Here is a 16,283-nt window from a genome sequence, read left to right on the forward strand (position 1 = left end):
ACGCTTTTGTTACCATCCGGGACTTTCCCGGTTTTTACCTTGAGGTTTTTATCGACATGTCAGCCGTTCGCAGCAAGATTTGCGGGATTACCCGCATAGAGGATGCGTTGGCAGCGGTCGAAGCCGGGGCGGATGCGATCGGTTTCGTGTTTTATGCAAAAAGTCCGCGCGCAGTGAGCGTGCAGCAGGCAAGGGCGATCATTCAGGCTTTGCCGCCCTTCGTGACGACGGTGGGCTTGTTCGTCAACGCCAGTCGCTGTGAATTGGGGGAAATCCTCGATGCCGTGCCGCTGGATCTGTTGCAGTTCCATGGCGACGAGACCGCTGAAGAGTGCGAAGGCTGGCATCGTCCGTACATCAAGGCATTGCGGGTCAAGGCCGGCGACGACATCGCGGCTGCCGTCGATGCCTATCCGAGTGCCAGTGGCGTGCTGCTCGACACCTACGTCGAAGGCGTGCCTGGCGGAACCGGTGAGGCGTTCGACTGGTCATTGATTCCGCAGCAATTGAGCAAGCCGCTGATCCTGGCGGGTGGCCTGACCCCGGAAAACGTCGCCGACGCCGTGGCCCGGGTCAAACCGTACGCCGTCGATGTCAGCGGCGGGGTAGAGGCGAGCAAGGGCATCAAGGATCCTGCGAAGATCCGCGCGTTCATCAATGCCGTATGCAGCAGCTCGCAGGGAGCGTCTACTTCGATGTGACGGCTGGCAGTCTGCCGCCGTCCATCAATGCACTTGCACAAAGCAGGCGAGGCTGAGGGTTTCTGGAGTTGCACGCAGGTCATGTTTCGCGCTGACCGCGGCGTTCCACCAACCATCGCCACACACATGAATTTAGCTGAAGGGCATACGCGGGGCTGCGAACCAGAGCGTTCGGGCCGCCGGTACTGGAGAAAGAAAGCATGAGCAACTGGTTGGTAGACAAACTGATCCCTTCGATCATGCGGTCGGAGGTCAAGAAGAGCTCGGTGCCTGAAGGTCTGTGGCACAAATGCCCGTCCTGCGAGGCTGTGCTGTATCGCCCTGAGCTGGAAAAGACCCTGGATGTTTGCCCCAAGTGCAACCACCACATGCGCATCGGCGCACGGGCGCGCATCGACATCTTCCTGGATGCCGAAGGTCGCAACGAGCTGGGTGCCGATCTGGAGCCGGTTGACCGTCTGAAGTTCCGTGACGGCAAGAAGTACAAGGACCGTCTGGTCGCCGCACAGAAGCAGACCGGCGAAAAGGACGCGCTGATCTCCGTCAGCGGCACCTTGCTGGGCATGCCGGTGGTGGTGTCGGCGTTCGAATTCAACTTCATGGGCGGTTCCATGGGTGCCATCGTCGGTGAGCGCTTCGTGCGCGCCGCCAATTACGCCCTGGAAAACCGTTGCCCGATGATCTGCTTCGCCGCCTCCGGTGGTGCGCGCATGCAGGAAGCGCTGATCTCGCTGATGCAAATGGCCAAGACGTCGGCCGTACTGGCGCGTCTGCGTGAAGAAGGCATTCCGTTCATCTCGGTGCTGACCGATCCGGTCTACGGCGGTGTTTCCGCCAGTCTGGCGATGCTCGGCGACGTGATCGTCGGTGAGCCAAAGGCGCTGATCGGCTTCGCCGGTCCGCGCGTGATCGAGCAGACCGTGCGGGAAAAACTGCCGGAAGGCTTCCAGCGCAGCGAGTTCCTGCTGGAGCATGGCGCAATCGACCTGATCATCGATCGTCGTGAACTGCGTCCGCGCCTGGGTAATCTGCTGGCGCAGCTGACCGGCCAGCCGACACCGACCTACGTCGCCGCTCCTGTCGAGCCAATCGTCGTTCCACCGGTGCCTGCCAACGTATGACCGAACGTACCCTTGGCGAGTGGCTCGCCTACCTTGAACAGTTGCATCCATCGGCCATCGACATGGGGCTGGAGCGTTCGCAACAGGTAGCGTCCCGCATGGGACTGGGCCAGCCGGCGCCTCGGGTGATCACGGTCACCGGCACCAACGGCAAGGGTTCGACCTGCGCTTTCGTGGCTTCATTGCTACGGGCGCAGGGCCTGAGCGTGGGTGTCTACAATTCTCCGCACCTGCTGCGTTACAACGAGCGGGTGCAGCTCAATGGCGTCGAAGCCACTGACGCACAGCTGTGCGAGGCCTTCGCTGCAGTCGAGGCCGGGCGTGGCGACACTTCCCTGACTTACTTCGAAATGGGCACCCTGGCGGCGTTCTGGCTGTTTCAACAGGCAAAACTTGATGCTGTGGTACTGGAAGTCGGTCTGGGCGGGCGTCTGGATACGGTCAATGTGGTAGATGCCGATGTCGCGCTGGTCACCAGCATTGGCGTTGATCATGCCGAATACCTGGGTAACACCCGTGAATCCGTGGCTTTCGAGAAGGCCGGGATTTTCCGTCAGGGCAAACCTGCCTTGTGTGGTGATCTGAATCCTCCGCAACCGTTGCTCGACAAGGTGCGCGAATTGGCGTGTCCGTTTTTCCTGCGTGGGCGTGATTTTGACTTGGGGGTCACTGATCAGCATTGGCAATGGCGCGGTACCGATGCGCAAGGCCTGCAGGTCGAACTGCATGATTTGCCGTTGCTGGATCTGCCGATGGAAAACGCTGCGCTGGCTTTGCAGGCGTATCTGTTGCTCGGTCTGCCGTGGGATGCGTCGCAGATCGTTGCAGCCTTGCAGGCGACTCGCGTGGTCGGGCGTCTGGATCGTCGCTCCTTTGACTTCAATGGCAAGCGCTTGAACCTGCTGCTGGACGTGGGACACAACCCGCACGCGGCGGAGTATCTGGCGCGGCGTCTGGCCAGTCGGCCACTGGCGGGCAAACGTCTGGCGGTGTTCGGCTTGCTGGCCGACAAGGATCTGGATGGTGTTGTCGGCGAATTGAATGCTAGTGTCCAGCATTGGGCGGTCGCGCCGCTGGATTCGCCGCGTTCGCGCCCGGTCAGCGAATTGCACGCCGGGTTGCAGAACCTTGGCGCGTCCGTCACGTCCTATGACAGTGTCGCGGCGGCGCTGGAAGGGCAGTGCGCAGTGGCCACCAGTGACGACGAAATTCTGTTGTTCGGATCATTTTATTGTGTCGCCGAGGCCCTTGAATGGCTGGCCCGGCGCTCCACGGAGGAAGCGGCAAATGGCTTTGCTGGATAAAGCGTACAAGCAGCGCATGGTTGGCGCCCTGGTGCTGGTGGCACTGGCGGTGATTTTCCTGCCGATGCTGTTTTCCCGCCAGGACGAGCAACGTCAAGTGACGGTCGAGGCGCCTGCCGCGCCGCAAGCCCCTTCGATGCCGCAGGTGCAAATGGAATCGGTGGCCGTGCCTGAGCCGCAGGCTTTGCCGCAAGAACCGGTGCCAGCGGATGAAGAAGTCGCAGAAGACACTGCGCCTGCTGCACCAATCGCGGCAGCCCCGGCGCCGACGGCGCCCATAGCAATCGCCAAGCCGACTGCGCCGCCTGCGGTGGCTAAACCGATTCCGGCACCTGCTCAGCCTATTGCTGCTGCGTCGAAACCTGACACCACGCAAAGTCGCGTCGATGCCAACGGTCTGTCGGTCAGCTGGTCGGTGCAACTGGCCAGTCTGTCGAGTCGCGCCAGCGCCGAAAGCCTGCAGAAAACCCTGCGCAGTCAGGGCTACAACGCTTATATCCGTTCCGCCGACGGCAAGAACCGGGTGTTCGTGGGTCCGCTGATCGAGCGTGCCGAGGCCGATCGTCTGCGTGATCTGTTGAGTCGCCAGCAGAACCTCAAGGGTTTTGTCGTGCGCTTTCAGCCCGAGCGCGGCTAGGATCTATCGATTCGATTGAAATGCACTGAAAATCGCAGCTTACCGACAGCGGTGCGCTCTGCTAAAATGCGCCGCCTTATCCGTCTGTAGGCTGCACTGTGCCATTTACCCTGGTTGACTGGGCGATCGTTGCAATCATCGCCATCTCCGCTTTGATCAGTTTGAGCCGCGGCTTCGTCAAGGAAGCATTATCGCTGGTGACCTGGATCATCGCAGGAGCGGTTGCCTGGATGTTCGGTGGCTCACTGTCCGAGTACCTCGCCGGATACATCGAAACCCCATCGGCTCGCGTGATCGCGGGCTGTGCCATCATGTTTGTCGCCACACTGATCGTGGGCGCAATGATCAATTATCTTATCGGCGAGTTGGTGCGCGTGACCGGGTTATCCGGCACCGACCGATTCCTGGGCATGGCCTTCGGCGCGGCGCGTGGCGTGTTGCTGGTGGTCGTGGCAGTCGGGCTGTTGAGCCTGGGGCCGGTACAGCAGGACGGGTGGTGGAAAGAATCACAGCTCGTGCCAAAGTTTCTATTGGTCGCCGACTGGTCCAAAAACCTGATTCTCGGGTGGAGCAGTCAGTGGCTTGCCAGCGGAATCAGCGTACCCGCTGATATTCCGTTCAAGGAGCAACTCTTGCCTTCGGCCAAAACGCCTCAGTGAGTGTTGTTCAGTTCAGATCCATTAAGTAGGGGTTGCGTCGCATGTGTGGCATCGTCGGTATCGTCGGTAAGTCGAACGTCAATCAGGCGCTGTATGACGCGCTAACCGTGCTCCAGCACCGCGGCCAGGACGCTGCCGGTATCGTGACCAGCCATGATGGCCGGTTGTTCTTGCGCAAGGACAATGGTCTGGTGCGTGACGTGTTTCAGCAGCGTCACATGCAGCGCCTGGTCGGCCACATGGGTATCGGCCACGTGCGTTACCCGACCGCCGGCAGCTCGACCTCGGCCGAAGCGCAGCCGTTTTACGTCAACTCGCCTTACGGCATCACCCTGGCGCACAACGGCAACCTGACCAACGTTGAACAGTTGGCCAAGGAAATCTACGAATCCGACCTGCGTCACGTCAACACCAGTTCCGACTCGGAAGTGCTGCTTAACGTGTTCGCCCACGAGCTGGCCCAGCGCGGCAAGCTGCAGCCGACCGAAGAAGACGTGTTTGCCGCCGTGACCGACGTGCACAACCGTTGCGTCGGCGGTTACGCGGTGGTGGCGATGATCACCGGTTACGGCATCGTCGGTTTCCGTGACCCGCATGGCATCCGTCCGATCGTGTTTGGCCAACGTCACACCGACGAAGGCGTCGAGTACATGATCGCTTCTGAAAGCGTGTCGCTGGACGTGCTCGGTTTCACCCTGATCCGCGATCTGGCCCCGGGCGAAGCGGTCTACATCACTGAAGACGGCAAGCTGCACACCCGTCAGTGCGCGACCAACCCGTCCCTGACCCCGTGCATCTTCGAACACGTTTACCTGGCACGTCCGGATTCGATCATCGACGGCGTGTCGGTGTACAAGGCGCGTCTGCGCATGGGCGAGAAACTCGCCGAGAAGATCCTGCGCGAGCGTCCAGAGCACGACATCGACGTGGTCATCCCGATTCCGGACACCAGCCGCACCGCCGCGCTGGAGCTGGCGAACCACCTGGGTGTGAAATTCCGCGAAGGCTTCGTCAAGAACCGTTACATCGGCCGGACCTTCATCATGCCGGGCCAGGCGGCGCGCAAGAAGTCGGTTCGCCAGAAGCTCAACGCCATCGAGCTGGAATTCCGCGGCAAGAACGTGATGCTGGTCGACGACTCGATCGTACGCGGCACTACCTGCAAGCAGATCATCCAGATGGCCCGCGAAGCTGGCGCGAAAAACGTCTACTTCTGCTCGGCGGCCCCGGCCGTACGCTTCCCGAACGTTTACGGCATCGACATGCCGAGCGCTCACGAACTGATCGCACACAACCGTTCGACTCAGGACGTGGCGGATCTGATCGGCGCAGACTGGCTGATCTATCAGGACTTGCCTGACTTGATCGAAGCGGTCGGTGGCGGCAAGATCAAGATCGAAAACTTCGATTGCGCGGTGTTCGACGGCAAGTACGTCACCGGCGACGTCGACGAGGCTTACCTGGACAAGATCGAGCAGGCACGCAACGATGCTTCCAAGGTCAAGACCCAGGCGGTCAGTGCGATCATCGATCTGTACAACAACTGAGTTTCTACCGGCCCTGAGGGGCCGGTTTTGTATCTGACTTTTAATTTTCAAGAACAGGGCAAGGAGTGACAGCATGAGTCAGGAATGGGATGCCGGTCGGCTGGACAGCGACCTCGAAGGCGTAGCGTTCGATACCCTGGCCGTACGTGCCGGTCAGCACCGTACGCCGGAAGGCGAACACGGTGATCCGATGTTCTTCACTTCCAGCTACGTGTTCCGTACCGCCGCCGACGCGGCCGCGCGCTTTGCCGGGGAAGTGCCGGGCAACGTTTACTCGCGTTACACCAACCCGACTGTGCGCGCGTTCGAGGAGCGTATTGCTGCGCTGGAGGGCGCCGAGCAAGCGGTCGCCACTGCCACGGGCATGGCCGCGATCATGGCGGTGGTGATGAGCCTGTGCAGCGCCGGCGATCACGTTCTGGTGTCGCGCAGCGTGTTTGGTTCGACCATCAGCCTGTTCGAAAAGTACTTCAAGCGTTTCGGCGTGGAAGTTGATTACGTGCCGCTGGCCGATCTGTCGGGTTGGGAAGCGGCAATCAAGCCGAACACCAAGCTGTTGTTCGTCGAGTCGCCGTCCAATCCGTTGGCCGAGCTGGTGGATATCAGCGCGCTGGCGGAAATCGCTCACGCCAAAGGCGCGATGCTGGTGGTCGACAACTGCTTCTGCACGCCTGCCTTGCAGCAACCGCTGAAACTCGGTGCGGACATCGTCGTGCACTCGGCAACCAAGTTCATCGACGGCCAGGGCCGTTGCATGGGCGGGGTGGTGGCCGGTCGCAGCGAGCAGATGAAAGAAGTCGTCGGCTTCCTGCGCACCGCCGGGCCGACCCTGAGCCCGTTCAATGCGTGGATCTTCCTCAAGGGCCTGGAAACCCTGAACCTGCGGATGAAGGCGCACTGCGCCAACGCTCAGCAACTCGCCGAGTGGCTGGAGCAGCAGGACGGTATCGAGAAGGTGCATTACGCCGGGCTCAAGAGCCATCCGCAGCACGAGCTGGCCCAGCGTCAGCAGAAGGGCTTCGGTGCGGTAGTCAGTTTCGAGGTCAAGGGCGGCAAAGAGGGCGCATGGCGCTTTATCGATGCCACCCGCTTGATCTCGATCACTGCCAACCTTGGTGACAGCAAAACCACCATCACCCATCCGAGCACCACCTCCCACGGCCGTCTGGCGCCGCAGGAGCGTGAGGCGGCGGGGATTCGTGACAGCCTGATCCGCATTGCGGTCGGTCTGGAAGACGTGGCCGACCTGCAGGCCGACCTGTCGCGCGGTCTGGCGGCGTTGTGATCGAGTTGTCGACGCCGACGGCGGGTACCCATGGCCGCGTGGCGCTGGTCACCGGCGCCGCGCGTGGCATCGGTCTTGGCATCGCGGCCTGGCTGATCAGCGAAGGCTGGCAAGTGGTGCTGACCGATCTCGATCGCGCACGCGGTTCGAAAGTGGCGAAGGTGCTGGGCGAGAATGCCTGGTTCATCGCCATGGACGTGGCGGATGAAAGTCAGGTGGCATTGGGTGTTGCTGAAGTGCTTGGGCAATTCGGTCGTCTCGATGCGTTAGTGTGCAACGCGGCGGTGGCTGATCCGCACAACATCACCCTGGAAAGTCTGGATCTGGCGTACTGGAATCGGGTGCTGGCAGTGAATCTCAGCGGGCCGATGCTGCTGGCCAAGCACTGCGCGCCGTATCTGCGCGCGCACAACGGCTCGATCGTCAATCTGGCCTCGACCCGTGCGCGACAGTCGGAGGCAGATTCCGAGGCGTATGCGGCGAGCAAGGGCGGGTTGTTGGCGCTGACCCATGCGTTGGCGATCAGTCTTGGGCCGGAGATTCGGGTCAACGCGGTCAGTCCCGGCTGGATCGATGCGCGGGATCCTTCTGCGCGTCGAGCTGAGCCGCTGGCCGATGCCGATCATGCGCAGCATCCGGCGGGCAGGGTAGGGACGGTCGAGGATGTGGCGGCGATGGTTGCGTGGCTGTTGTCGCGCAATGCCGGGTTTGTGACCGGGCAGGAATTCGTCGTGGATGGTGGCATGACGAAAAAGATGATCTACAGCGAGTAGATCTCCTTTTTCTACTGAATTTGCGTTGAATGAACTGACGTCTTCGCGGGCAAGCCCGCTCCCACATGAGGAATGCATTTCCCTGTGGGAGCGAGCTTGCTCGCGAATGCAGTCTTGCAGGATGGAAACAATTTCGTCTTTTTCAGAAAAACTTCAAACCTGCTATTGACTTAGGTTCGCTACCTGCGTAAATTTCGCGGCCTCGGAGATGCAAACGGGTGATTAGCTCAGCTGGGAGAGCGTCTGCCTTACAAGCAGAATGTCGGCGGTTCGATCCCGTCATCACCCACCACTCCCGAGAAACTTGCGAAAGCAAGAGGTAGGCTGAAAGTGCCTCCACCGACGCGCAGCGGTAGTTCAGTCGGTTAGAATACCGGCCTGTCACGCCGGGGGTCGCGGGTTCGAGTCCCGTCCGCTGCGCCATATTGTACGAATCAGACATTGTCTGGTTCGCGATTGAAAAGCACCGAAGCTTTCAGTCAAAACGAGTTAATTGAGCGCAAGCTCAAAGCGATACGCAGCGGTAGTTCAGTCGGTTAGAATACCGGCCTGTCACGCCGGGGGTCGCGGGTTCGAGTCCCGTCCGCTGCGCCATATCTGTTTCAAGGACCACTGAACGCCTTGAAACACCGAAAGCAACCGCTGGTTGTTTCGGAATCGATAGCAAAGACCCTGGTCGAAAGACCGGGGTTTTTTGTGTCTGAAATTTGGCTCTCTCTCCCTTCACTACCCAGCCCTGCACAAATCCCTGTTGGAGCTGCGGCACGCTGCGATCTTTTGATTTTGATCGTAGAAGCAGGATCAAAAGATCGCAGCCTCGTTTCACTCGACAGCTCCTACATGGAGTGGGCAACCGCATTCGAATATGTATGGCGGGGGGCAATCGACCTCATGCGGTGCCACGTCGCATTGATTTTTTGATTCTTTAGTCAAATTTTTGTAACTGGTTGTTTGCTGCGAGCGCGGAAACCTTTAAAGTTAACCTTTCGGTCAGCTTTGCACTGTCAACACGCCCTTTGTTTCGCCAAGAAGGGCTTCTGCAAGACTCGAGATTCCCAGTAGATAACCAGAAGGGCGGACACATAACCGCCCAGAGGATGATCCATGTCCAACCGTGATATATCCCGGCGCTCGTTCCTCCAGGGCGGGCTGGTGGCGGGTGTGAGCGTCACGCTCACGCCGCTCAGCAGCCAGGCGCTGGCTGCCTTGATGGAAACCAGCGTCACCGTGCCGTCCGAGAAGTGGCTCGGCAACAACGGCAAGGCGCGTCAACGTAATGATGCGCTGTCCAAAGTTTGCGGCAGCAAAGTATTTGCCCGCGACATTCGCTCCAAGGACATGCCGGGCTGGCCTGAGCAACAGGGCCACGCCATGCTGCTGAAAACCATCAAGGCCGACCGTATCTACGCTGGCTACGACCTGTCGTGGCTCGGTGCCGACTTGCAACCTGACCGCATCGTCACCGCCGCCGATCTGGACAAGGACGGCATCGTCTTCCCGGAAGAGCACGCGCCGGACCCCTTGCTGCCGGAAGGCAAAGTGCCGATGTTCATCGGTCATCCGGTAGCAATCCTGATCTGGAACGATTTCGAGCGCTTCCGCCAGGCCAAGAACAAACTCAAATTCAATGACAAGGCGATTCGTTACGGTGCACAAGTGCCGTACTACGAAGGCGATCCTTATGGCAGCTTCCGCTACGTGCGCGTGGGCGGTCCGACCTCGGCCGACGAAGACGAATTCGCCAGCCTGAAAGACTCGATCCTGTTCCCGATGCTGAAGAACCGTCGGCCGGTGTGGAATTCCCAGCCGAACCTGCACGGCAACCTGACTGAGCGCGGTCTGTTCTACGCCGATCGCATGAAAAAACAGATCGATACCCCGCCAGACAACTGGCTGGTGTTCGACGAGCGCTACAAGACCCCGTCGATCGAACCGGCCGCAATGGAGCCGGACAACGGCAACGGCTGGTACGACCCGAAAACCAAGACCCTGCATTTCGTGGTCGCTACTCAGTGCCCGCTGGAAGCGGCGACCGAGACCGCGAAAATGATCGCGCCGTCGCGCTTTGGCCTGGCCAACCTGAACATGCACCCGGGTTACACCGTGGGCTACGGTTCCAAAGACCACAACATCTTCGTCTACTACGCGGCCCTCGCGGCGCTGTACGGTGCCGGTGTGCCGATCCGTCTGGCGAATGACCGCTACGAGCAGTTCCAGAGCGGCATCAAGCGCCACCCGTTCGACATCCGCTATCAACTGGCGGTGGACAAGAACGACTACAGCTTCAAGATTTTCCGTGCCGAGATGAGCGTCGACGGTGGTGGCCGTATCAACTACAGCCCGTCGGTAGCGGCAGTCGGTGCCACGGCAGCGCAGTCGATCTATTACATGCCGCAGAACGATCTGCAGGTCACCGCTTATCACTCGCGTGGTGTTGAAGCAGGTTCGATGCGCGGTTACGGCACCCTGCAAAGCATGGCCTCGACCGAAATGATGGTCGACGAAATCGCCAATCGTCTCGGCGTTGACGCGATTGATCTGCGTCGCAAGAACGCCTTGCGTTCGGGGATGAAAAACACCCAGGGCGCGATCCCGGCGGGTGCTTTGCGCCTGCACGAAATTCTCGACAAGGCCTCGGTGCACGAAGTCTGGAAAAACCGCGACGCGATCAAGAAACAGCGCGAAGCTGCCGACCCGGACAACTGGTACGGCGTGGGTTTCGCCATTTGCCAGAAAGACTTCGGCACCGGTTCCGAAGCGCCGATGGCCAGCATCGAGTTCACCGCTGAAGGTCGCATCACCCTGCGCCACATCGGTATCGAAATCGGCACCGGCATGTCCACTTCGCAAGCGCTGGTGGTGGCCGATTTCCTTGGCAGTCCGGCGCATGAGGTGAAGACCGGCGAAACCGAATGGCAGGAAATGCAGCTGATCACCAGCGGCAACCCTTACATCATGAGTCAGGCCGAGCAGGACAACCTGCTGCGCAACCCGCGCTGGGTCGGCAAGCTGGCCTCGGCATCGTCCGCGACCAACTCGGCTTACTACTTCAGCCACGCCACCCGTGAAGCGGCGCGCGTGCTGTTCAACAACGGCTTGTGGCCGGCGGCTATGGAAATCTGGCGTCAGGGCCCTTACGGCGGTCAAGCCAACCCTTACGTGGTGCGTCGTGAAGATGCGCATTGGGTCGACGGCAAACTCACTGCCAACGGCATGCAGCCGTTGAGTTTTGAAGAGCTGGCCAAGCGCGCTCACGAGCGTGGTCTGGTCACCGGCGCCACCGTTCACGCGTTCAACCGCTGGAGCTGGGCCGAGGCCGAATACAGCATCGACGGTGTGCGCGAGCGTCTGCCGCTCGACGGTCTGGCGGTGAAGTACGGCGATGGTGCGCCGAAGGCGAAGAAGGCGTTGATGAACACGGCGGGTTTCCACCTGTTGGATCGTCAGAACATCAACTACCCGGTGGTTCAGTTGAACAACGCTGCGGTGACTTACTACAGCCCGGTCGCGACACTGGTCGAGTTGAAGGTCAATAAAGGCTCAGCGGAAGTCGAAGTGCTCAACCACCATTCGTGGGTCGAGTGCGGTCGGGTGCTGGTCGAAGAACTGGTCAAGGGCCAGCTTGAAGGCGGGATCGCGATGGGCATCGGTCACGCCCTGATGGAAGAAATGCCGCTGTACGAAGGCGGACCGGGGGAGGGTGACTGGAACTTCAACCGTTATCGCCTGCCGATGGCCCGCCACGTGGCGGTGTGGAAGCAGACTGCGGAGATTCTGCCGCCGCTGTCACCAAGCGATCCGTCCAAAGGCATCGCCGAAGTGGTGATGATCCCGGTGGTCGGTGCCATCGGTAACGCCGTGGCGCATGCCATCGGTAAACGTGTTCGCGATCTGCCAATCACTGCTGCGCGCATCAAGGAGGCCCTCAATGGCTAACCGTCCGCTTCAACTGACCCTCAATGGTCAATCCGTCGGCCCGGTGGACATCCCTGATGACCTGCCGATGATCGACTATCTGCACGAATACAAGAACCTTACCGGTTCGCGCCTGGGCTGCGGTCAGGGCATCTGTCACGCCTGCGTGGTGATCGTCGACAACCCGGACGGCACCAGCGAAGAAGTGCGCACCTGCATCACCGGCGCGCATTACTTCGAAGGCAAAAAAGTCCGCACCATCGAAAGTCATGCCAAGCGTGATGAGAGCGGTCAGGTCACCGAGCTGAACCCGATCCAGCAGCGTTTCGTCGACGAATTCGCCTTCCAGTGCAGCTACTGCGCGCCGGGCTTCGTCAACGCCGCGACGGTGCTGGTGGAGAAGCTGCAGCGCCAGCCGATCGTCAAAAGCCAGCTGGAAAAAGTCATCGAGGACAGCCTCGGCCACCACATCTGCCGTTGCACCGGGTACGTGCGTTATTACAACGCCACGCGCAACGTGCTGACCGATCTCGGCCTGGTCAAGGAGGGTTGAGCATGAAGCATCTATTGACCCGCCTGACCCTGGCGGTCGGGCTGGCTGCGCCGGTGTTGTTTGCCCATGCCGACGATCAGGTCAAGCGTGGCGAATACCTCGCCCGCGCCGCCGACTGCATGGCGTGCCACACCGCACCGGGTGGCGCGCCGTTTGCTGGCGGGCTGCCGATCGTCTCGCCATTCGGCACGATCTACGGTACCAATATCACCCCGAGCAAAGAGCACGGCATCGGCTTGTACAGCGATGACGAATTCTTCGCTGCGCTGACCGAAGGCAAGCGTCGCGACGGCGCCAATCTGTATCCGGCGATGCCGTACACCTCGTATCACTTGGTGCCGCGGGAAGACTCGGACGCGATTCATGCGTACCTGAAAACCATCGAGCCAATCGAGCGCGCCGCGCCGGTCACCAGCCTGAGTTTTCCGTTCAACGTGCGTCCGGGCCTGATCGGCTGGAACATGCTGTACGGCAAGGCCTTGAAGCTGGAATCTGCCGAAGGCAAAAGCGAAGCCTGGAAACGGGGCCAGTACATGGTCGAAGTGCTCGGTCACTGCGGCGAATGCCACACGCCACGCGGTCTGCCGGGCGCGATGCAATTGGACAAGCGCCTGACCGGCGGCATCCTCAACGGTTATCTGGCACCGAGCCTGCTCGCCACCGATCTGGCGGCGCGTGGCTGGAATCAGCAGGACTTGAGCACGTTCCTCAAGCACGGCATGAGCGCCCAGGGCACGATGTTCAACGAGATGTTCCCGGTGTTTCACAACAGCACCCAGGGCCTGAACGATCAGGATCTGGCGGCGATGGCGACGTTCCTGCTTGGCGACAAGCCGCCCGCGGCGAAAGAGCTGACTGACGTGTCGCTGGACAAGCTCAGCCCGAGCGCCCAGCGCGGCCGTCAGGAATATTTGAACGTCTGCGCCGGTTGCCATGCTGCCGGTGGCGAAGGCAAGCCGCACATCGCCGTGGCCATGCGCGGCAACACCACGCTGCGTCTGGAAGATCCGCGCAATCTGTTGCGGGTGATTGAGGACGGCATCGGCGAGCAGAAATTCGCCGGGTTCGAACACATGCAGCCGATGCCGGGTTTCGCCGACAAGCTCAAGCCTGAGCAACTGACCGATCTGCTGAACTACCTGCGTCAAGGCTGGGGCGGTCAATCGGCTGAACTGGCGGTCAGCGACGTGCAGAAGCTGCAGGCTGACGCTCCGGCCGTCGAGCACAAGGCGCACTGACATGCAGCATCTCGATCTACAGGTTGTGCGGCGGGCACTGGAGTGGTCGGTGGCGGGGCAGCGCATTTGGCTGTGCACGGTGCTGACCACTTACGGCTCGGCGCCGCGTGCGCCGGGTTCGCTGCTGGCGGTGAACGATAGCGGCCAGTGGATCGGGTCGCTGTCCGGTGGCTGCGTCGAGGAAGACTTTCTCGCGCGCGTCGCTGAAGGTGCGTTTCTCGATGCGGTCAATGTGGTGCGTTACGGCGAAGGTGATGATCCGCGCTCGCGGGTCAGCCTGCCCTGTGGCGGCATTCTCGACGTACTGGTAGAGAAATTTGACGCCGACTGCGAAGTGCAGGCGCATCTGCGTGAGCTTGAATCGGCGTTGCTCGGCCAGCGTCGTCTGATTCGCGAGGTCGATCTGGCCAGTGGTGCGCGCAGTCTGTTCGCGGATCGCGAGCAGGGCGCGCGCATCGAGCGCGAGATCGACCGGGTGCGGATTCGCATCGGTGCCGCGCAGCGCTTGCTGCTGGCGGGCTATTCCAGCGTGGCGCAAGCCTGTGCCGAGTTTGCGGTCGGTCTTGGTTTTGAAGTGATTCTTTGCGATCCGCGCGACGAAGTGCTCGAAGGCGTGGTGCTGAATGGCGTGGAGATTCGTCGGCAATTGCCGTCAGTGTTTATCGCCGATGGCGGCTGTCACCGCGATACCGCGGTGGTAGCGTTGACCCATGATCCGCGTATCGACGACCTGGCAATGATGGAAGCGGTGCGCACCGAGGCGTTTTACATCGGCGTCATGGGCTCGCAGCAGACCTCGCAGAAACGTTTCGAGCGCCTGCGCAGGATTGGTGCGCTGGGGGAGATCGAACTGGCGCGGATTCATGCGCCGATCGGGCTTAACCTGGGCAGCAAGACACCGGCGGAGATCGCTTTGGCGGTGCTGGCGGATATCTTGCGGATTCGTAGCGGGATCGCCCGGGACCAGCTCTGATCTGAATTCTGCAAATATTTGTGGCGAGGGAGCTTGCTCCCGCTGGGCTGCGCAGCTGGCCTTCTTTTCAGATAAAAGAGAGTCCGCTGCGCGAACCGGCGGGAGCAAGCTCCCTCGCCACAGTTGTTTGCCAGTCAAGAAAACTGATCAGACCCCCAGCTTGTCACGCAACCCGTAATACCACGCACCCAATGCCGCAAACGGCGTGCGCAGCAACTGCCCGCCCGGGAACGGATAGTGCGGCAGATCGGCAAACGCATCAAAACGCTCAGCCTGACCGCGCAACGCTTCAGCCAGTACCTTGCCGGCCAGATGTGTGTACGTCACGCCGTGGCCGCTGCAGCCCTGCGAGTAATAAATGTTGTCGCCAAGGCGCCCGACCTGCGGCAGGCGCGACAGGGTCAGCAGGAAATTGCCCGTCCACGCGTAATCAATCTTCACGTCTTTCAGTTGTGGAAAGGCCTTGAGCATTTTCGGGCGGATGATCGCTTCGATGTTCGCCGGGTCCCGCGCGCCATAAACCACACCGCCGCCGAAGATCAGGCGCTTGTCGCCCGTCAGGCGGTAGTAGTCGAGCAGGTAGTTGCAGTCCTCGACGCAGTAATCCTGCGGCAAGAGAGTTTTCGCCAGCTCATCGCCCAGCGGTTCGGTAGTGATCACCTGAGTGCCGCACGGCATCGATTTGGCCGCCAATTCCGGCACCAGATTACCGAGGTAGGCGTTGCCGGCGACGATGATGAACTTGGCCCTGACCTTGCCTTGTGGCGTGTGCACCACCGGGTTGGCACCGCGCTCGATGCTCACGGCCGGCGATTGCTCATAGATCGTGCCGCCGAGGGACTCCACCGCAGCGGCTTCACCGAGCGCCAGGTTCAGCGGGTGGATGTGACCACCGCTCATGTCGAGCATGCCGCCGACGTACTGATCGCAGGCGACCACTTCGCGAATGCGGCGCTGGTCGAGCAGTTCCAGTTGCGTGTGGCCGAAGCGCTCCCACAGGCGCTTCTGCGATTCCAGGTGACCCATCTGCTTGGCGGAGAGGGCGGCGAACACGCCGCCGTCCTTCAGGTCGCACTGGATGTTGTACTTGGCCACGCGCTCACGAATGATCCGACCGCCTTCGAAGGCCATCTGCCCGAGCAGTTGTGCTTGCTTGGGGCCGACTGTGCGCTCGATGACGTCGATGTCGCGGCTATAGCTGTTGACGATCTGCCCGCCATTGCGCCCCGACGCACCGAAACCGACCTTCGCCGCTTCCAGTACCGTGACGCGAAAACCATTTTCCAGCAGAAACAGCGCCGAGGACAGCCCGGTGTACCCGGCGCCGATCACACAGACATCCGTCTCCACATCATCCTGCAAGGTCGGACGTGGCGGTACGGCATTGGCCGACGCAGCGTAATAAGACTCTGGGTAAGGGGTGTTCGCCATCCTGCAGCCTCTGTTTAATATATTTTACGAGTGCGCCGATCCTACCCGAGTTGAAAAACCTCCGCCAGCCACCGGAAAAATCTTATCTACCGGCCCGAAATTAAATATTTTGCATATTCATAGGGTTAGGTGAAAAAAAGGTGTTG

General features: G+C 60.8%; 13 protein-coding genes and 3 tRNA genes. 15 read left to right on the forward strand and 1 reads right to left on the reverse strand.

Going from position 1 to position 16,283, the window contains the following annotated elements; all coding sequences use genetic code 11:
• Positions 1-56 precede the first annotated feature (56 nt).
• The 15 genes from KVQ82_RS11100 (at position 57) to KVQ82_RS11170 (ending at position 14,706) form a co-directional block, all read left to right on the forward strand.
• A complete protein-coding gene (locus tag KVQ82_RS11100) occupies positions 57-701 on the forward strand; it encodes a phosphoribosylanthranilate isomerase (RefSeq protein ID WP_222018863.1) in 645 nt (214 codons plus the stop codon).
• 200 nt (positions 702-901) lie between these two features.
• Positions 902-1,822 carry an acetyl-CoA carboxylase, carboxyltransferase subunit beta gene (gene accD / locus KVQ82_RS11105; RefSeq protein ID WP_041066058.1) on the forward strand — a complete coding sequence of 307 codons (921 nt, stop codon included), beginning with the start codon at positions 902-904 and terminating at the stop codon, positions 1,820-1,822.
• Positions 1,819-3,126, forward strand: a complete 1,308-nt coding sequence (gene folC / locus KVQ82_RS11110; protein ID WP_222018864.1) for a bifunctional tetrahydrofolate synthase/dihydrofolate synthase — start codon at positions 1,819-1,821, stop codon at positions 3,124-3,126. The genes accD and folC overlap by 4 nt, the downstream gene beginning before the upstream one ends.
• On the forward strand, positions 3,110-3,763 hold the full coding sequence (locus tag KVQ82_RS11115) for an SPOR domain-containing protein (RefSeq protein WP_096796160.1): 654 nt from the start codon (positions 3,110-3,112) through the stop codon (positions 3,761-3,763). Before folC ends, KVQ82_RS11115 begins: the two co-directional genes overlap by 17 nt.
• 98 nt (positions 3,764-3,861) lie before the next feature.
• A complete protein-coding gene (locus KVQ82_RS11120; RefSeq protein ID WP_007961197.1) occupies positions 3,862-4,422 on the forward strand; it encodes a CvpA family protein in 561 nt (186 codons plus the stop codon).
• 41 nt (positions 4,423-4,463) lie between these two features.
• Positions 4,464-5,969, forward strand: a complete 1,506-nt coding sequence (purF, locus tag KVQ82_RS11125; protein WP_003226416.1) for an amidophosphoribosyltransferase — start codon at positions 4,464-4,466, stop codon at positions 5,967-5,969.
• A gap of 73 nt (positions 5,970-6,042) precedes the next feature.
• Complete coding sequence (locus KVQ82_RS11130; protein WP_095668817.1) at positions 6,043-7,254, forward strand: O-succinylhomoserine sulfhydrylase; 1,212 nt, start codon at positions 6,043-6,045, stop codon at positions 7,252-7,254.
• Complete coding sequence (locus tag KVQ82_RS11135; protein WP_041066071.1) at positions 7,251-8,027, forward strand: SDR family oxidoreductase; 777 nt, start codon at positions 7,251-7,253, stop codon at positions 8,025-8,027. The genes KVQ82_RS11130 and KVQ82_RS11135 overlap by 4 nt, the downstream gene beginning before the upstream one ends.
• 216 nt (positions 8,028-8,243) lie before the next feature.
• A tRNA-Val gene (locus tag KVQ82_RS11140) sits at positions 8,244-8,319 on the forward strand.
• A 54-nt stretch (positions 8,320-8,373) separates the two neighbouring features.
• Positions 8,374-8,450: transfer RNA gene (locus KVQ82_RS11145), tRNA-Asp, on the forward strand.
• A gap of 94 nt (positions 8,451-8,544) precedes the next feature.
• Positions 8,545-8,621 (forward strand) — tRNA-Asp (locus KVQ82_RS11150).
• 510 nt (positions 8,622-9,131) lie between these two features.
• Positions 9,132-11,963, forward strand: coding sequence for a xanthine dehydrogenase family protein molybdopterin-binding subunit (locus tag KVQ82_RS11155; protein ID WP_222018865.1), 2,832 nt, complete (start codon positions 9,132-9,134; stop codon positions 11,961-11,963).
• Positions 11,956-12,495: a (2Fe-2S)-binding protein gene (locus KVQ82_RS11160; RefSeq protein ID WP_003226408.1), complete on the forward strand. Its 540-nt coding sequence runs from the start codon at positions 11,956-11,958 to the stop codon at positions 12,493-12,495. The genes KVQ82_RS11155 and KVQ82_RS11160 overlap by 8 nt, the downstream gene beginning before the upstream one ends.
• 2 nt (positions 12,496-12,497) lie before the next feature.
• Entirely contained in the window at positions 12,498-13,733 is a 1,236-nt protein-coding gene (locus KVQ82_RS11165) for a cytochrome c (protein ID WP_222018866.1), read from the forward strand.
• A 1-nt stretch (position 13,734) separates the two neighbouring features.
• Positions 13,735-14,706, forward strand: a complete 972-nt coding sequence (locus KVQ82_RS11170; RefSeq protein WP_222018867.1) for an XdhC family protein — start codon at positions 13,735-13,737, stop codon at positions 14,704-14,706.
• 147 nt (positions 14,707-14,853) lie between these two features.
• Here KVQ82_RS11170 and KVQ82_RS11175 read toward each other — a convergent pair whose 3' ends face one another.
• Entirely contained in the window at positions 14,854-16,137 is a 1,284-nt protein-coding gene (locus KVQ82_RS11175; protein ID WP_222018868.1) for an FAD-binding oxidoreductase, read from the reverse strand.
• Positions 16,138-16,283 lie beyond the last annotated feature (146 nt).

Source organism: Pseudomonas sp. AO-1, from assembly GCF_019775695.1.
Lineage (GTDB): Bacteria > Pseudomonadota > Gammaproteobacteria > Pseudomonadales > Pseudomonadaceae > Aquipseudomonas > Aquipseudomonas parakoreensis.

Excerpts from the sequence above, each read along its gene's own strand:
- KVQ82_RS11100 (WP_222018863.1), top strand. The coding sequence starts at position 57 with ATGTCAGCCGTTCGCAGCAAGATTTGCGGGATTACCCGCATAGAGGAT.
- KVQ82_RS11155 (WP_222018865.1), top strand. The coding sequence starts at position 9,132 with ATGTCCAACCGTGATATATCCCGGCGCTCGTTCCTCCAGGGCGGGCTG.
- KVQ82_RS11160 (WP_003226408.1), top strand. The coding sequence starts at position 11,956 with ATGGCTAACCGTCCGCTTCAACTGACCCTCAATGGTCAATCCGTCGGC.
- KVQ82_RS11165 (WP_222018866.1), top strand. The coding sequence starts at position 12,498 with ATGAAGCATCTATTGACCCGCCTGACCCTGGCGGTCGGGCTGGCTGCG.
- KVQ82_RS11115 (WP_096796160.1), top strand. The coding sequence starts at position 3,110 with ATGGCTTTGCTGGATAAAGCGTACAAGCAGCGCATGGTTGGCGCCCTG.
- KVQ82_RS11170 (WP_222018867.1), top strand. The coding sequence starts at position 13,735 with ATGCAGCATCTCGATCTACAGGTTGTGCGGCGGGCACTGGAGTGGTCG.
- folC (WP_222018864.1), top strand. The coding sequence starts at position 1,819 with ATGACCGAACGTACCCTTGGCGAGTGGCTCGCCTACCTTGAACAGTTG.
- KVQ82_RS11175 (WP_222018868.1), bottom strand. The coding sequence starts at position 16,137 with ATGGCGAACACCCCTTACCCAGAGTCTTATTACGCTGCGTCGGCCAAT.
- purF (WP_003226416.1), top strand. The coding sequence starts at position 4,464 with ATGTGTGGCATCGTCGGTATCGTCGGTAAGTCGAACGTCAATCAGGCG.
- accD (WP_041066058.1), top strand. The coding sequence starts at position 902 with ATGAGCAACTGGTTGGTAGACAAACTGATCCCTTCGATCATGCGGTCG.
- KVQ82_RS11130 (WP_095668817.1), top strand. The coding sequence starts at position 6,043 with ATGAGTCAGGAATGGGATGCCGGTCGGCTGGACAGCGACCTCGAAGGC.